The organism is Arachidicoccus sp. (assembly GCF_050436765.1).
Lineage (GTDB): Bacteria > Bacteroidota > Bacteroidia > Chitinophagales > Chitinophagaceae > Arachidicoccus.
On the sequence record NZ_JBNQGD010000242.1, the window covers coordinates 1 to 17,075 of the forward strand.

Annotated in this window: 8 protein-coding genes; all 8 read left to right on the top strand. The window is 37.9% G+C overall.

The window, feature by feature from the left end; translation table 11 throughout:
• Positions 1 to 2,654: SusC/RagA family TonB-linked outer membrane protein (locus ACQR30_RS10590; protein WP_429734834.1), on the top strand; the 2,654-nt coding region annotated here is incomplete at its 5' end.
• Between the two features lie 14 nt (positions 2,655 to 2,668).
• On the top strand, positions 2,669 to 4,567 hold the full coding sequence (locus ACQR30_RS10595; RefSeq protein WP_429734836.1) for a RagB/SusD family nutrient uptake outer membrane protein: 1,899 nt from the start codon (positions 2,669 to 2,671) through the stop codon (positions 4,565 to 4,567).
• A gap of 51 nt (positions 4,568 to 4,618) precedes the next feature.
• A complete protein-coding gene (locus tag ACQR30_RS10600; protein WP_429734838.1) occupies positions 4,619 to 7,645 on the top strand; it encodes a SusC/RagA family TonB-linked outer membrane protein in 3,027 nt (1,008 codons plus the stop codon).
• A 27-nt stretch (positions 7,646 to 7,672) separates the two neighbouring features.
• Complete coding sequence (locus tag ACQR30_RS10605; protein WP_429734840.1) at positions 7,673 to 9,442, top strand: RagB/SusD family nutrient uptake outer membrane protein; 1,770 nt, start codon at positions 7,673 to 7,675, stop codon at positions 9,440 to 9,442.
• Positions 9,443 to 9,484: 42 nt separating this feature from the next.
• Positions 9,485 to 10,438 (top strand): DUF5627 domain-containing protein, encoded by a 954-nt coding sequence (locus ACQR30_RS10610; protein ID WP_429734841.1) that lies wholly within the window; start codon positions 9,485 to 9,487, stop codon positions 10,436 to 10,438.
• A 33-nt stretch (positions 10,439 to 10,471) separates the two neighbouring features.
• Entirely contained in the window at positions 10,472 to 12,649 is a 2,178-nt protein-coding gene (locus tag ACQR30_RS10615) for an endo-1,4-beta-xylanase (RefSeq protein WP_429734844.1), read from the top strand.
• 496 nt (positions 12,650 to 13,145) lie between these two features.
• Positions 13,146 to 15,959 (top strand): glycoside hydrolase family 3 C-terminal domain-containing protein, encoded by a 2,814-nt coding sequence (locus ACQR30_RS10620; protein WP_429734846.1) that lies wholly within the window; start codon positions 13,146 to 13,148, stop codon positions 15,957 to 15,959.
• A gap of 864 nt (positions 15,960 to 16,823) precedes the next feature.
• On the top strand, positions 16,824 to 17,075 hold a 252-nt coding region (locus tag ACQR30_RS10625; RefSeq protein ID WP_429734848.1), incomplete at its 3' end, for a hypothetical protein.

Here is a 17,075-nt window from a genome sequence, read left to right on the forward strand (position 1 = left end):
GTACAGGTCTGCCTGGAGATGAAGATCCTCAGATTGTTATTCGTGGTACTAATTCATGGAATAATACTTCGCCCCTTATTCTTGTTGACGGAGTAGAAAGACCAATGAATAGTGTAGATATTAGTTCGGTTGCCACCGTAACGGTGCTCAAAGATGCCTCTGCGACGGCCGTGTTTGGTTCTCGTGGTGCAAATGGTGTTATTCTTATAACCACAAAAAGAGGGCAGTTGGGTAAAGCTTCTGTACAAGCTACTGTGAATAATACATTAAAAGTGCCCTCAAAACTCCCCGGCACCTATGATTCTTACAATACGCTTAAACTTAGAAATGAGGCGATAGAAAATGAATTAAATACTAATCCCGAAAGTTGGAATGAATACTTACCGCAAGCCATTTTGGATAAATATCGTAATCCGGCTAATGAAACGGAGGCAGAACGATATCCTAATGTAAACTGGGATAATGTACTCTTTAAAAAATCTACCATGTCTCGGAACGCCAATGTAAATATTTCCGGCGGGACCAAATTTGTGAAGTATTTTGCTAATGCTTCGTATTTAAATGAAGGTGATTTATTTAAAATATATAATAATGATCGCGGATACAAACCTGGTTTTGGATTCAATAGAATAAATGTCCGTAGTAATTTAGATTTCCAGCTTACACCGACGACATTGTTTAAGACGAATTTAAGTGGTTCTTATGGTGTTCAGAAGACGCCTTGGAATTTCTCCCAAAGTGACTATATTACGGGCGCAACACTTTGGCTCTCTGCCTATGATACACCTCCGGATGCGTTTTTACCACAGTATCCTGATGGCTCCTGGGGTTATAGTTTGGCAAATCCAAACTTAGCCAACTCTGCTTTAAATCTCGCAATTGGTGGTGTTCAGCAAACAACCACTGCAAGGATGACGACCGACTTTATCCTTCAACAAGATTTGAAAATGTTATTAAAGGGGCTGCAGTTTTCTGGAACAATTTCTCTTGACAATACATTTATGGAAAATAATAGAGGAGTAAATGATTTGTATCATGGCGTTCAACAAAAATATGTGGATCCTAAAACGGGAGCTATCACTTATGAACAGGCATACGATGGTGTTACTGGATTTGATTTTCAACAGGGGATTAATTGGACTACAAGTGCCGGTTCAGTTGGCTCTAACTACAGACGATTGTTTTATCAATTGCAATTGAATTATGCTACCACTATTGCAAATGATCATCATATTACAGCGATGGGATTGGTTAATAGAAATCAATATGCTACTGGGAGTGAAGTTCCTCATTTTCGGGAAGACTGGGTTTTCCGTACTACATATAGTTATAAAAACAAGTACACGCTCGAATATAATGGCGCTTATAATGGATCTGAACAATTTGCTGCAGGAAATAGATTTGCGTATTTTTCTTCTGGTGGTGTGAACTGGGTTGTTAGCAAAGAAAACTTTATGCGTTCGCTCAAGTTTATTGATATGCTTAAGATTCGTGCGTCTGCAGGTCAAACGGGTAATGATAATATTAATAACCTTCGATTCTTGTATATGGATCAATGGGCACATTCTGGAAGTTCACTTTTAGGGATGTCTGGGGATGGTGGACAATTGAGTCCTTATACTTGGTATACAGAAACTTCCTTAGGCAATCCAAATATACAATGGGAACAATCTTTCAAGACCAATTTAGGGGTAGATTTTGAATTGTTAAAGGGTTTATTTAAAGGGAAGTTTGACTTGTTTCAGGATAAAAGAACAAAAATATTCATCGCTGGTTCGAGTCGAGCCGTTCCTTCATATTTTGGTGCTTCCGCACCGGCTGCAAATTTAGGAAGCGTAAATGCGCAAGGTTATGAGTTTGAGTTGCATTTTAATAAATTTCTTTCAAAGGACTTCCGCTTTTACATTGATTTCAATATGTCGCATACGCAAAATAAGGTTGTTAGCGAAGACGATGGGGAGTTGCTGCCACAATATCAAAAAAAGGAGGGCAAATCTGTGGGACAAGCCTACTCTTATGTAAATGCGGGTTATTATAACACTTGGGATCAGTTGTATGGTAGTACGATGTACAACACCAATGATAATACAAAATTGCCTGGGAACTATAACCTGATTGATTACAATGGCGATGGCGTAATTGATCAAAACGACAATATTCCTTACGGTTTTTCCGGATGGCCTCAAAATACGTATAATGCTACAATTGGATTTAGCTGGAAAGGCTTTGATTTTTTTGCTCAATTTTATGGAGTTACCAATGTTACAAGGAATGTTTCATTTAACAGCTTAGGTGGGCTTGATATTGCTTACCAACAAGGAGCATACTGGTCAAAAGATAATGCAAATGGTATACCGATGTATCGATGGCTTTCCTCTCCGCCCGGTTATTATAGGGGTAATGAATACATGTATGACGGTTCTTACCTAAGATTGAAGAACGCAGGCATTACTTACACGTTTGGTAAAAATTGGGACTTTATCCAAAAGGCGCACTTAGAAAATATACAAGTGTATTTAAATGGTGACAACTTATTGCTATGGACAAAAATGCCTGACGATCGGGAATCAAACTTTGCAGGAACAGGATTGGCGAGTCAAGGTGCTTATCCTACTGTTAAACGCTATAATTTGGGTTTTAATATTACATTCTAAAATGAAAAGAAGTCATGAAAAAACAGTATAAAATATTTCTTCCTTGCATACTTTTTCTTACTTTGTTGTTTGGTTTGACTTCATGTCAGAAATATTTAAATAAGACGGCAGATTCAACCGTTCAAGGAGACGATGCCTATAAGAATTTTACTAATTTTCAAGGGTTTACAGAAGAATTATACCAGTGTATTCCAGATTTTACAAATGCATATTGGACCAATTCTTGGAATTGGGGCGAAGATGAAATTATTTCTACTTCTAATAATTTCCATTTTGTAAATAAAATAGATTTGGGTGATTTTTGGGGTTGGCAGTCCGAGTTTGATGGCTGGCAGGCTGGTTGGATGGATCGGGCTAACTCTTCAACAAATAGCGACCGTTTTAGTAAGTCCTTATGGCCACTTGCTTGGTACGGAATTCACAAGGCAAATTTGGGCCTTGCAAATATGGATAAACTTACCGATGCGACCGATGAAGAACGAAACCTGATAAAAGGGCAATTATTGTTTTTCAGAGGATGGTTTCACTTTGAATTAATACAATATTTTGGGGGGCTTCCTTATATTGATACGCTTCTGCCAAGCGATAAGCAGTTAACACTACCAAGACTCAGTTACAAAGAATGCGCAGATAAAGCGGCAGCAGATTTTCAGGCTGCGGCTGATTTATTGCCAATTAATTGGGATAATACCACTGCTGGGAAAAATACTTTGGGAAAAAATCAATTGCGCATCAATAAAATAATGGCATTATCATATTTGGGTAAAAATTATCTTTGGGCAGGTAGCCCATTGATGAATTTTTCCTCTACCGGAAGTGAAACCTACAATGCAGATTATTGCAAAAAGGCGGCCCAGGCTTTTGCGCAGGTTTTACAATTATGTGAAAGTGGCGCGGCGCCTTATAGTTTATTGCCCTTTTCCAAATACTCCGATAATTTCTATACGACTGGTCAAAACTGGCTAATGCCCGGAGGTACAGAGGCTATTTTCCGAGGTCCTTATTATGGTGGGAATAGTTCTAACTGGGGTACCAGTAAACAATATACACCTTCTATTGTAGGCGAAGGAACACTCATCTTTGTGCCCACAGCTAATTATGTGGATTATTATGGAATGGCTAACGGTTTACCTATTGCTGATATTACCAAGCCCGACCCTGTTTCTGGCTATGATCCTGAATACCCATGGAAAGGGAGGGATCCTAGGTTTTATAACGATATTGTATATGATGGAGTAAAAGTAGTTCAAGGCTCCACAACCGATGAGGCTAATAGATATGCCAATTTATATGCTGATGGAACGACAGCGGGGCTAGGTAGTTATCGTGACCTTAGTACTGGAAGTCGTACGGGTTATCTATTAAAGAAGTTTATTCCTATCACCTGTAATAAATATGACAATGGGTATGATTATTCTAAAAGTTTAAATATTCATATACCGTATATGCGATTGGCAGATGTATATTTAATGTATGCTGAAGCTGTCGCAGAAGGTTATGGATCTCCTTCTTCTTCCGTAGCCGGTTATGGCAAAACAGCCATCGATGCAGTAAACGTAATTAGAGATAGAGCTGGTGCCGGCCACGTAGCTCCTGAATTTCAAGGTTCATTGGATGCGTTTATGCCTGAACTACGCAGAGAAAGAGCGGTTGAACTTTCATTTGAGGGCCATCGTTTTAATGATCTTCGCAGGTGGATGCTTTTAATAAAAAGGCCATATACTTTAAAGACCGCGGTCTTTTTTAATAGAGCCGGAACTTTCAATACTACTGATCCTACACAAAACCGTGTACAGAATTTGCGGGAACAAGTAATTCTAGAAAGAAACTTTACCCAAAAGCATTATTGGCTGCCTTTGAAGAATAGTGATGTAACGCTTTATCCTGGTTTTAATCAAAATCCCGGATGGTAGTTAATAGCCATGACTTTAAATCTAATTCATTCTAATATAAACTTGGTACTAATGAGATATTTAAGAATAGGGGTTATCTTATGTCTACTTTCATTAAGCTTTTGTAATACGCTTTGGGCACAATCTAAGCTCACCTATAAGTTGCAGGCAAAAGTATACGATAAAGATATGCATCCGATAAGTGGCGCTATAATACAAAGTAGTGAACGTGATACTGTAAGAGTAGTTACAGATGCTACCGGTAGCTTTATTATAAATACATTTCCCAATGAAGAATTAAATGTGCGTGCGGATGGATACGATACTAAATATATGGCTGCTTCAGCAACCCTTAAAGAAATAATCTTAAATGCAGTTGATGATACCATATTAGTCCCCATTGCTTTTAGAAAAGCAAATAAAAAAGATTTGTTTGGAGATGTATCTGTTGTAAATGTGAAAAAGCTTTTGGAAAAAAACTATTTCACCTATAGTCTTGACGGAATGGAGGCATTTGTACCAGGATATAATGGGAATAGCAACTGGGCAATGGGTAGTTATTTAACTTTAGTCGATAATGTTCCGCGGGATGCGAACAATGTGTTGCCCACTGAAATAGACCAGATATCTTTTTTAAAGGGTGTTGAAGCAGTCGCTCTTTATGGTAGTACTGCAGCTAAAGGCGTTGTAAGTATTACCACTAAAAGAGGAGAGGCGTATAATCGAAGAATTGATGTTCGAGCAAACATGGGGACTTTTGAGCCCATAGAATATCCTAAATATTTGGGTTCGGCAGAGTATATGAAATATTATAACCAAGCTAGAGAAAATGATAGTTTGCCGGATTTATATGATCAGAATACTATTTATAATTACGCTTCCGGGAATAACCCTTACAGATATCCCAATGTTGATTTCTATTCATCTAATTATTTAAAGAATATTTATAATCGCTATGATGCTACTGCTGAAATATCTGGCGGTAATGACAAAGCGAAATATTATACGAATATCGGTTTTTATACCGTTGGTTCTCCATTAGATTTCGGCGAGGCTAAGAATGAAAGGACAAATAGATTTAATTTAAGAGCTAATGTTGACATTAAATTGAATGAGTTTCTTACTGGAACTATTGACGCTTCCGCAACTTTTTATAATGGGAAAGGTGTGAATACGGATTATTGGAATAGTGCTTCAACCGTCCGTCCTAACAGGTTTACTCCACTTATACCTATAAGCATGATTGAGCCGGACGATGAATCTTCCATGTTATATGTTCAAAATAGCAACCATGTAATAGACGGTAAGTATCTTTTAGGTGGTACTCAATTAGATCAAACAAATCCTTTTGCCTCCATTTACGCAGGCGGGTCAAATCAATATATCTCAAGACAGTTTCAATTTAATACTGGATTAAATGCAGATTTGAGAAATGTATTGAGAGGTCTGAAATTTAAGTCAAATATTGCTGTAGACTACGCTACTTCTTATTCATTGTCTTACAATTATAATTACGCCACCTATGAGCCCACTTGGAATAATTATTCAGGTACTGATCTTATAAGTAGCCTTACTCAATATGGAAATGATGCTACCTCTGGTACGCAAAATGTAAGTAATAGTTGGTACAAGCAGACGATAGCATTTTATGGCTTGTTTAGTTATGATAGAACTTTCAAAGAGAAGAATAATGTTTCTGCAATGCTCGTTGCCAATGGTTATCAACAATCTGAGTCAGCTATTTATCATCGTGTGAGTAATGCAAATTTAGGTTTTCATGCCGGGTATAATTACGACCATAAATATTATATAGATTTTAATAGCGCGTATATTCATTCAGCCAAGTTACCCAAAAATCATCGGGAAGCACTATCGCCGACAGTTTCTTTGGCTTGGCGTGTGAGTAATGAAGATTTCTTGAAAAATGCTTCAGATATTATCAATGACTTAAAAATAACTGCATCAGCTGGTATTATAAACACAGATTTAGATATTTCTGATTATTATTTATACCAAGGTTATTATACTGTTGCCGGATCATGGTTTGGTTGGAAAGATGGGAGTGGTTTTCAAGCTACAGAGTCTAGAAGAGGTGATAACCCTAATATGCGATTTCCAAAGAGAAAAGAAATAAATATTGGTTTTGATGGGCTATTTCTGAATAGAACGCTGGAATTTACTGGGAATTTCTTTATGAATGAGATTCAAGGAAATATTATTCAGGCGTCTGTTTTATTCCCTTCCTATTTTACAACAGGCTATCCTGTCTCTTCTTTTATCCCCTATATTAATTATAATACAGATAAACGTGTTGGTGTTGATTTTGGTCTTAATTTGAAAGAACAAATTGGAAAATTGGGCTTAAATGTAGGACTCAATGGAACTTATTATAATACTAAAGCTGTTAAACGTGCGGAAGTTTATGCCGATGATTATCAATATCGTCAAGGAAAGCCATTAGATGGGATTTGGAGCTTACAGAGTTTAGGATTTTTCAATAGTCAGGAGGATATAAATAGCTCACCTACTCAAACCTTTGGAGAGGTACACCCTGGTGATATTAAATACAAAGATCAAAATGGTGATGGTGTCATTAATACGCAAGATGAAGTTTACCTTGGAAAGGGTGGTTGGTATGGTTCACCCTACACATTTGGACTAAACCTGACGGCAACATGGAAAAAGTTTACACTCTTTGCTTACGGAATTGGTCGATATGGTGCTTATGGTGTTAAAAACAGTAGTTATTTCTGGGTATATGGCGATGCAAAATATTCCGAAGTTGTAAGGGGTAGTTGGACAGAGGCAACTAAAAATACAGCTACTTATCCTAGACTGACGACAAACAGCAGTGATAATAATTTCCAAACATCAGATTTCTGGATGTATAAGACTGATAGATTTGATATAGCAAAAGTGCAACTTTCATATGACTTAACCGGATTGCTGAAAAGAAAGCATGTAATACGAGAATTAAGTGTATATGTAAGTGGTTCGAACTTGCTTACTATTTCTCCTGAAAAAGATATTTTGGATTTGAATATTGGTTCTGCACCCCAAACAAGATTTTATAACTTAGGCATAAAAGCTTTATTCTAAGAAGGTTAAAATATAAACTATTTGAATATGAATAAGAAATTGACAATACTTCTGACGGTTACCTTCCTAACGATGATGGGTTGCAAAGATTTAATCACGCCCCAGATTGAAAATAATCGGCAACTTGAGCAGTCCTATAATCCGAGTGATGCGAGATTCCCCTATGGACTTATTTTAAATGGATATACCAGAATACCGACAAATTCTTGGTCCTTTGACGATGTCGCTACGGATGATGCGGTTAGTAATGATAAAAGTAATTCGTATTTAAAGGTAGCCACGGGGCAGTGGACGTCTAATTTTAATCCGCTTGATCGTTGGACCGGTTGTTTTGCAGCAATACAATACATGAATCTGATGTTGGAACAGGTTGATAAAGTTACCTGGACCCAAGACTCTGCTGTTGCCAAACTTTTTGCAATGCGGGTGAAGGGAGAAGCTTATGGTCTGCGTGCTTTGTTTTATTATTATCTTTTGAAGGCACACGCTGGGGTGGGGGTAAATGGGGATGTTTTAGGCGTTCCATTAATCTTGCAGTCTCAGGCCGTTGGCGATAATTTTAATTTACCTAGGGCATCTTTTAAAGACTGTATAAATCAAATTTATAGTGATATTAATCAGGCAGAACAACTACTTCCGGTTGATTATCAGGATCTTTCTGATAATTCACAAATCCCTTCTAAGTATGGCTCTATTACAAAAGAACAGTACAACCGTGCATTGGGTAAGGCAATGAGTGGATTGTTTTCGGGTCGGGTTGCAATGGCAATTAAAGCAAAAACGGCATTACTCGCAGCAAGTCCTGCTTTTAGTGCAGCTGGAGCGTCTACATGGACAGATGCTGCAAATGATGCAGCTGCTATCATAGATTTAAATGGAGGTGTAAGTGGTTTAGCCCCAAACGGCTTGACTTGGTATACTAACACAGCAGAGATAGCTGGTCTGGCTGATGGACAAAATCCTCCTGAAATATTGTGGCGTACGAATTACGGTGAAAGTAACAATTTGGAATCTGACAACTTTCCGCCGACATTAAACGGAAAAGGTCGGTTGGATCCCACTCAGAATTTAGTAGATGCATTTCCGATGAGTAACGGTTATCCTATATCAAATTCCACAAGTGGATATACCGGTGCCGATCCATATGCGAATCGTGATCCTCGTCTCTCTACTTTTATACTTTTAAACGGAGGGAAAGCCGGTGTAAATAATTCCGTAATCAATACCGCTGTTGATGGCACTACCAACGACGCATTAAATAAAACGGAAACTTCGACAAGAACAGGTTATTATCTGCGTAAACTATTACGTCAGGACGTGAACTTAAGTAGTACTTCTACGACGACACAAAGGCATTATAAACCGCTTATTCGGTATACAGAAATATATTTAATATATGCGGAAGCAGCAAATGAGGCATTTGGCCCATTGGGTACCGGAGGGCATGCTTATTCTGCCTATGATGTAATTAAGGCTATAAGACACAGAGCAGGAATTGGTCTTAACAATGGGGATGCCTACCTGGAGTCAATTAAAGGAGATAAGGATGCAATGAGAACTTTAATTAGAAATGAACGTAGACTGGAATTATGTTTTGAAGGTTTTCGTTTTTGGGATCTTCGCAGATGGCAATCGCCACTAACAGAAACGGCCAAAGGAGTAAGTATTACGAATAACACCAATTATTCTTATATAAATGTAGAGAATAGGACCTATCAAAGTTACATGCAGTATGGGCCTATCCCGTATAGCGAAATATTAAAGTTTCATGCGTTAGTTCAAAATAAAGGTTGGTGAGAATAGGAATAAAATAAAGTTGTGTTGTTTAAATTAATAATAATGAAAAATAAAATCTTAATAGCAATTGGAGTGGTGCTTTTGTTTAGTGCTTGCCAGAACAAAAGTCAAGTTTTTCCAAATTTTACCTATCAGACTGTATATTTTGCCTATCAACATCCGGTAAGGACAATTACTTTAGGTGAGGATATAGTTAATACAGACTTAGATAATGCCCACCAATGTAGAATTTATGCTACACTGGGCGGTGTTTACACAAATACTAAAAATGTAAATATTGGTTTTTCCGTTGATAACTCTTTGGTAAATAATGTTGTTTTTACGGATGGAAGTCCCGTATTGGCGATGCCTTCTAGTTATTACACCTTGGCTTCTAATCAAATTATCATTCCAAAAGATAGTATTGAAGGTGGAGTAACTGTACAGTTAACGGATGCTTTTTTTGCAGATCCTAATTCCATTAAAAATACTTATGTAATACCCATTAAAATGAATAGCGTGAACAATAGTGATAGTATATTGGCTGATAAGAACTATATACTATATGCTATCAAATATGTTAATCCTTGGCATGGTTATTATTTAAGAAGAGGGGTTGATGTTATAAAGGGAAAGAACGGCTTAACCTCATTGGACTCAACCAATATTCGACATGCACAATATGTTGAATATGATGATATCCAGATGTTGACCACAAACTCACTGAACACAGTAAACTTTCCTTTAGTCTTTAAAGATCAAAACGGTTATAATGTCAATTGCAACCTTTTGCTGAAATTCGATGACCAAGGTAGTTGTGTTATAAGCTCCGGGACTTCTGGTATTACTGCAACAGGAAGCGGGAAGTTTGTAAAGAAAGGTGATAAAGATAGTTGGGGTGGAGTAGATAGAGATGCGATGTTTTTACAATATCAGATAGATTTCCCAAATATGCAAGTGGCGACTACGGATACACTCGTGATGAGAAATAGAGGGGTAACAATGGAGACATTTTAAAGGCATTTCTATTTCATAAAATTATAATAGCACATGAAAAATAATAATAGTAAATACATATTCATTTTGGGCATTCTTGTAATGACCATGCTCTACTCATGTTATAAATATAAACCACTTGATTTTAGTGTAAGCAAACCTGATGATGTGACTGCTCAAGAAGATATTGATGCCTATCCAGCATTAAAATCTTATATAGATACAGTTGCTTACCCCGATTTTAGATTTGGTGCGGCTGTTTCTATAGGAGATTATCTGAAGAAGGGAGTAATGTATAGAATGGTTAATAGAAACTTTCAAGAAATTGTATTAGGCTATGCCATGAAACATGGAGCTGTCGTTCAAGCTGATGGAAGTTTGAATCTGGATAATGTAAATGAATTGATACAAGCAGCCAAATCGGCTGGGGTTACTTTGTATGGTCACACTTTATGTTGGCATGCAAATCAAAATGCGACCTATTTAAATAGCCTAATAGCTCCTGATATTATAGTATCCGATAATAATCTATTAGACATGTCTGGTTTAAAAGACGGAAGTTTTACTGGATGGTCTGTAAATGGTGCGACAAATAAGTCTGTTGATGCTGGGACTGGCCAAAATGGAGGCAAAGCGATAAAACTGACCTCTTCCGGAACTGCTCAAAATGCTTGGGATATGAGTATGAAGACACCAACGATTCCTATTCAACAAGGACATCAATATGTAGTTAGTTTCAATATAAAATCAGATATACCAGGTAAGGGTAGGATTTCCTTTAGTAGTGATTTAACCAATCAATATCCTTGGATGGATTGGATGTCAACAGGTACTGCAACCGAGGCCTTTGTTACCGGCAGCACCTGGCAGCAAGTGAAATTTACACTGAGTGACTTTGCTTCTGGAGCAACCTCCTTTAGTTTTAATTTTGATTTAGGCTATCTTCCAAACGTTAATTACTATATAGATTTAAGTACTTTGTCTGTTGAGGATAAAGATGTAAGTAGTGGTTTAGACGCTAATTTGTTCGCAAATGCTGATTTTGAAGCTGGCAATATTAATGGATGGAGTGGATGGGGAAATAGTTCTACCCGAGCTGCATCTGCTAGTGGACAGGGATACGGAGGAAGTAATTTTTCGATGATCATGACCAATCCCTCTGTCGTAAATTCATGGGAAGCACAAACAGCCTATGACTTTACCACTCCGTTTCAAAACGGATCTACCTATAAGTTAAGTTTTTATGTAAAAGGTTCGGTTGCGGGTTCAGCATCTGCGTCATTACAAGAAACAACTTCTTATGCAAGTGATAATTTTCCGTCATTTAATATCACAACTGGTTGGACAAAAGTGGAATTGGAAGCTACCACTACTGCTGGGGATAGGACTCGTTTCTTGTTTAGCTTTGGTAATTATGCCGGAAGTATTTATTTGGATAATATTGCTTTGCAAAGAGAGGATCCTAATAGCGGAACGACGACAATCGAAAAAACTGCGGATCAAAAGAAACAAATTATTTCAGATGCTTTAGATAAATGGATTTCGGGAATCGTTACCGATTGTAAGGGCTATGTAAAAGCATGGGATGTCGTTAATGAGCCTATGGATGATGGTAACCCCTATAATTTGAAAAGCGGCATAGGCAAGGTACTTACCAGTGATGAGTTTTTCTGGCAAGACTATTTAGGAAAAGATTATGCCGTAGATGCCTTTAATCTGGCGCGCAAGTATGGTAATCCTGGTGATAAATTATTCATTAATGATTATGGATTAGAGTCCAACCTCGATAAATGTAAAGGACTGATTCAGTACGTGAACTATATTGAAACGAAAGGAGCAAAGGTAGATGGTATAGGCACACAAATGCATATTGATATCAATGCTGATTCAAGTAAAATTATACAAATGTTTCAATTATTAGCAGCTACCGGGAAACTGATTAGAATATCTGAATTGGATATCGGTTTGGGCAATAATACGCAAACGGCTAATGCTACAGCTGCACAGTATTTGGCGCAAGCAAATATGTATAAGTTCGTAATAGATCAATACTTTAAGAATATTCCGGCCAAGCAACGTTATGGAATTACGATCTGGAGTCCACTTGATAGTCCGACAACTTCAAGTTGGCGAGCTGGAGAACCAATCGGATTGTGGACGGGTAGCTACGTTAGAAAATTAGCCTATGAATATGTAGCTGAGGCCATAAAAGAGAATTTGGGTAAACATTAATCTGTTTTAGTTAAGCCTTTTTTTATTGTCTCAATAGACCGAATATTTTTGCGATGTCAATTTAATTCCACCCCTCCTTATTTGTTGTTTTCAATAAATGTCGGGGTGGTTTTTATTAGAATCAACGCGTTTTACGAAGATGTAAATAAAGGAATTGAATTTGTTTAGAATTTATAAACTATTGGTAATCTTAAAAAGATGGACGAACAGTGCATTAATTCAATAAATTTAATCTTACTTCTTAGTTCGTCCTATTGGCGTAGACGAATGCTGAATAATATTGGTCATATTGATAATTATTCTTTAACTTTAGTGCGAAGTATTTAATCGGGTTGTAGTGGAATAATATCGGAGAAAAAAATGCAATTGGAGTTATTTTTCTCGTTTTGTGCAATCGATTGCAAATCTATATGAAAATCTTTGATCGGGGTAAAGCAAGGTATTTGGATTTCACCATTTTTGTTATCTAATCATTAAACTATCAAACTATTTTCTAATGAAAAAGAAAACCCACTTTAAGGTTCCTAATTGTGAAAATATCTTTTTAATTCTCACAGGTTCTATTTTCTCCGTAATGTTATTAGTTCCTAAGGCATACGGACAAAAAGGAAGTCAGCCAGCCTCTGCAGCTACTTCCTTGTCACATAAAAGTTCTCAGCCTATTTACTTGGATACACATTATTCATTTAGAGAACGTGCAGCAGATTTAGTTTCCCATATGACATTAGCGGAGGAAGTGCTACAGCTTCATACCAATAATGCACCTGCGATACCCAGGCTGGGCATTCATCAATATATTTACTGGAGTGAAGGACAACACGGAGTCAACGCTATGTTTGGTAATTTACACAATGGGAAAAAAACAAACGAACACGAGGCTTATGGTGCGCCGATAGCGACAAGCTTTCCGACAAATTTTGCCTCCTCGATGAGTTGGGATCCGGGACTTATTTATAAAGAAACGGAAGCGATTTCGGATGAAGCCAGAGGCTTTCTGGACAAGTCCCTCTTTGGCGTAGCACAGAATAATTTAGGCGAGTCAAAAGATGATTATGGGAATTTGACCTATTGGGCACCGACCATTAATATGGACAGAGATCCTCGTTGGGGTCGCAATGACGAAGCGTTCGGAGAAGATCCGTTTCTAGCTTCACATATGGCGGCAGCCTTTGTCAATGGCTTTCAAGGACAATCCATTGATGGAACGCCGCTGAGTAAATACCTCAAGGTAGCCGCCACTGCCAAACATTTTGCATTAAATGATATAGAAAATAACCGTCAAGGGATCTCATCCGATGTAAATGACGAAGCCATCCGGGATTACTATACAAGCACCTTCCGATATCTTATAGAGAAAGCCCATGTGGCAGGGTTAATGACCTCCTATAATGCCATTAATGGAACGCCAGCAGTAGCAAGCACTTATATGGTAAATGAGTTAGGGCAGCGAACTTTCGGGTTTAGCGGATACATTACCTCAGATTGTGATGCGATCGGCACGACTTATCATTTGTTTCCAAGAGGACATAAGTGGACGGCCCCAGGCTGGTCGCTAGATCAAAAGGCTGCCAAATCTACATGGGTAAATAATCAGACAGGACAAAGGGTTTCGGGAGCAGCCGGCGGTCAGGCTTATGCGGTCAGAGCAGGCACGGCACTTAACTGCACAGGAACCGAGTATACCTTTCCCAATATAGAAGAAGCCATCAAAGTAGGTATACTCAGCAAAGACGTGATTGACCGAGCCCTTACTCGCGTGTTCACCATTCGTATGCGTACAGGGGAATTTGATCCCACTAGTGAAGTACCTTATACGAAGATTACTAAGTCTGTCATCCAGAGCCCAGCCCACCAAGAATTAGCAGAGCAGGTAGCTGAAAATTCACTGGTACTCTTAAAAAACGATACCGTCAGCGGTTTAAATAAACAATTGTTACCCCTTAATGCCGGCAACTTAAAAAAGATCGTCATAGTGGGGAACCTGGCAAACCAAGTAACGTTAGGAGGTTACTCGGGCAATCCGACTCTTAAAATAAGTGCTGTGGAGGGACTTACTGCTGCTTTAAAGACCGCTAACCCAAATGCTAGCGTAATCTTTGATAAAACGGAAACCTCCACAACGGCAGACGCGCCCGCCAATCTGAACAAACAAACGAAGTCTGATATCAAAAGTGCTGATTTAGTCATCGTTTTTGTAGGCACAGATGAAGCTGTAGGCCACGAAGGGTACGATCGGGCAAATATAGCTATGCCTGGTAATTACGAATCCCTTATCTACCAGACCGCCGCTTTAGGAAACCCGAATATGCTAATGGTTATACAGTCCTGCGGACCTGTAAAAATAAACTTAGTACAACATCTTTTTCCGGCTATTGTTTTCAGTGGCTATAATGGCGAAAGCCAAGGTGCAGCATTAGCTAGCGTACTGCTCGGCGCAAAGAACCCCAGCGGACACCTCAACTTTACCTGGTATAAAGATGCTACACAACTGCCCAGCATGTCCAACTACTGGTTAACACCGAGAAAGACAGATGGATTAGGGCGTACTTACATGTATTTTACACGCAAGCCAACTTATCCTTTCGGTTATGGATTAAGTTATAGCCGGTTTAAGTATTCCAATATGACAGTTTCGTCTGAAAAATTATCTCCTAACGACAGTGTTACAATAAAATTCGACGTTACCAATACCGGGAATTTGTCTGGGGCAACCGTAGCGCAGTTATACGTTAGTTCACCAAAGATAAAACAAAGGGAACTCCCTATAAAACGATTAGAGGGGTTTCAAAAAACTGAAATGCTAGAGCCGGGCCAAACTCAACATATATCATTAACAGTAAACATAGCTAATTTGTCCTTTTGGAATGAGGAAGCGCTCAAGAGTATGGTCTATAATGGAGCCTATCAGTTTGAGGTTGGTTACAACTCCAGAGACATAGCCGCATCCAAAGAGGTCGATATAGAAGGAACGCTGTCACCCAAGATTACTTATGTTACGCTACAGCCGGAGAGGCTCATTTATCATAGCGGAGAAACTATTGATCTAAAAGGGAAAAACAAATGGATAAAAAGTGATATCAATGCCACACAGGAAGATCCACATGCTACAGCCGATAATATTGTCGAAGCGGTTAATAATGATGGTTCATTTGTGAATTTGTCCAATACGCATATCGAGTATCAAAGCAGTAATAATTCAATTGCTAAGGTTAGTGATAACGGCATCGTCAAATTAATAGGAAAGGGTACCGTGACCATTACAGCCAATGTAGACGGCGTTTCTGGGTCATCCGTAATAGTAGTAAATTAAATTAATATCAATTCAATGTTACCTGGGTTTGAATAGATGCTGTGTTTTTAAATAAAATAGAAGATGAACTTTTAGTTTTGTCTTCTATTTTATTTTACGACAGATGGAGCGTGGGGTTAAACGGGATTTTAAAACTTGGAAAGCTTCCCAAAGATTATTCAACTGCTTAAATATAATCCCCTACTTAAATATTTTTTTAAATATTTTTCGGGTAATGAAAATGAAAATATGATTGAAAGCAGATGTGGTCCGCAGCAATAGCAAATCCGTCTCTAGTAGCGGCAAAAATAAGATAGAAAATAGTTCCCGGATGCGCTTAGCATCGCCTGGAGATCAAATGTAGTTCGACTATATCCATCTCTTTAAATTTTTGGAAGATGCGACAGGGCTTAGTTATAGACTATGAGCATCTGCAAGGGGATATTCAGTTTAATTTTAAAAGCAGCACGGGAATTTTAATTTATGTGGCAACAAATAATTTATTTCTGACGACATTGTTTTCGTTCAAAATAATATTTCTCAAATTTTCTAAAACTGAGGCTAATTACAATTTTTTTTATGGTGCGTTATCTCTAAATCTGCGGGATTTTATTTCTGACACTTATTATTTTTTTATTAGTACATGTGCCCCAAAAAACTGTCTATATGTGTATCAATGTTTGATTGTCTTTGTAACCTCGGAATTAAAACAGTTGGGTTTATTATAATAAATGTCAGAAATACAAAGATAAATGTCATAAATACAAAAACAATACCTGCTTAAATACGAATGTTTGTTTGGTGTCCAGAGTTGGCAGCTCATGGAGGATGCTATTAAACTACTTATTTAAGCCTTGTACTTTTTACTAATTTAAATCCAGTTTTATGAAAAAAGATTTTCGGCTGTTAATGATCTTTATGAAGGGACAGCAATTGAAACGATGTCTGAAATTGACCTGTCTACTTTTGTTTGCTGGCTTTCTCAAGGCTTTTGCCGGTAATACTCCTCTAAAAATTATTAATCATGGTGACAATTTTAATACTAACGAAATTGCTAAAGATACCGTAATTAACGGGACCGTAAATTCTCAGCAATCGGGAGAGCCCTTGACCGGTGTGGCCATCCATATTAAAGGG

Excerpts from the sequence above, each read along its gene's own strand:
- ACQR30_RS10610 (WP_429734841.1), top strand. The coding sequence starts at position 9,485 with ATGAAAAATAAAATCTTAATAGCAATTGGAGTGGTGCTTTTGTTTAGT.
- ACQR30_RS10620 (WP_429734846.1), top strand. The coding sequence starts at position 13,146 with ATGAAAAAGAAAACCCACTTTAAGGTTCCTAATTGTGAAAATATCTTT.
- ACQR30_RS10595 (WP_429734836.1), top strand. The coding sequence starts at position 2,669 with ATGAAAAAACAGTATAAAATATTTCTTCCTTGCATACTTTTTCTTACT.
- ACQR30_RS10615 (WP_429734844.1), top strand. The coding sequence starts at position 10,472 with ATGAAAAATAATAATAGTAAATACATATTCATTTTGGGCATTCTTGTA.
- ACQR30_RS10600 (WP_429734838.1), top strand. The coding sequence starts at position 4,619 with ATGAGATATTTAAGAATAGGGGTTATCTTATGTCTACTTTCATTAAGC.
- ACQR30_RS10605 (WP_429734840.1), top strand. The coding sequence starts at position 7,673 with ATGAATAAGAAATTGACAATACTTCTGACGGTTACCTTCCTAACGATG.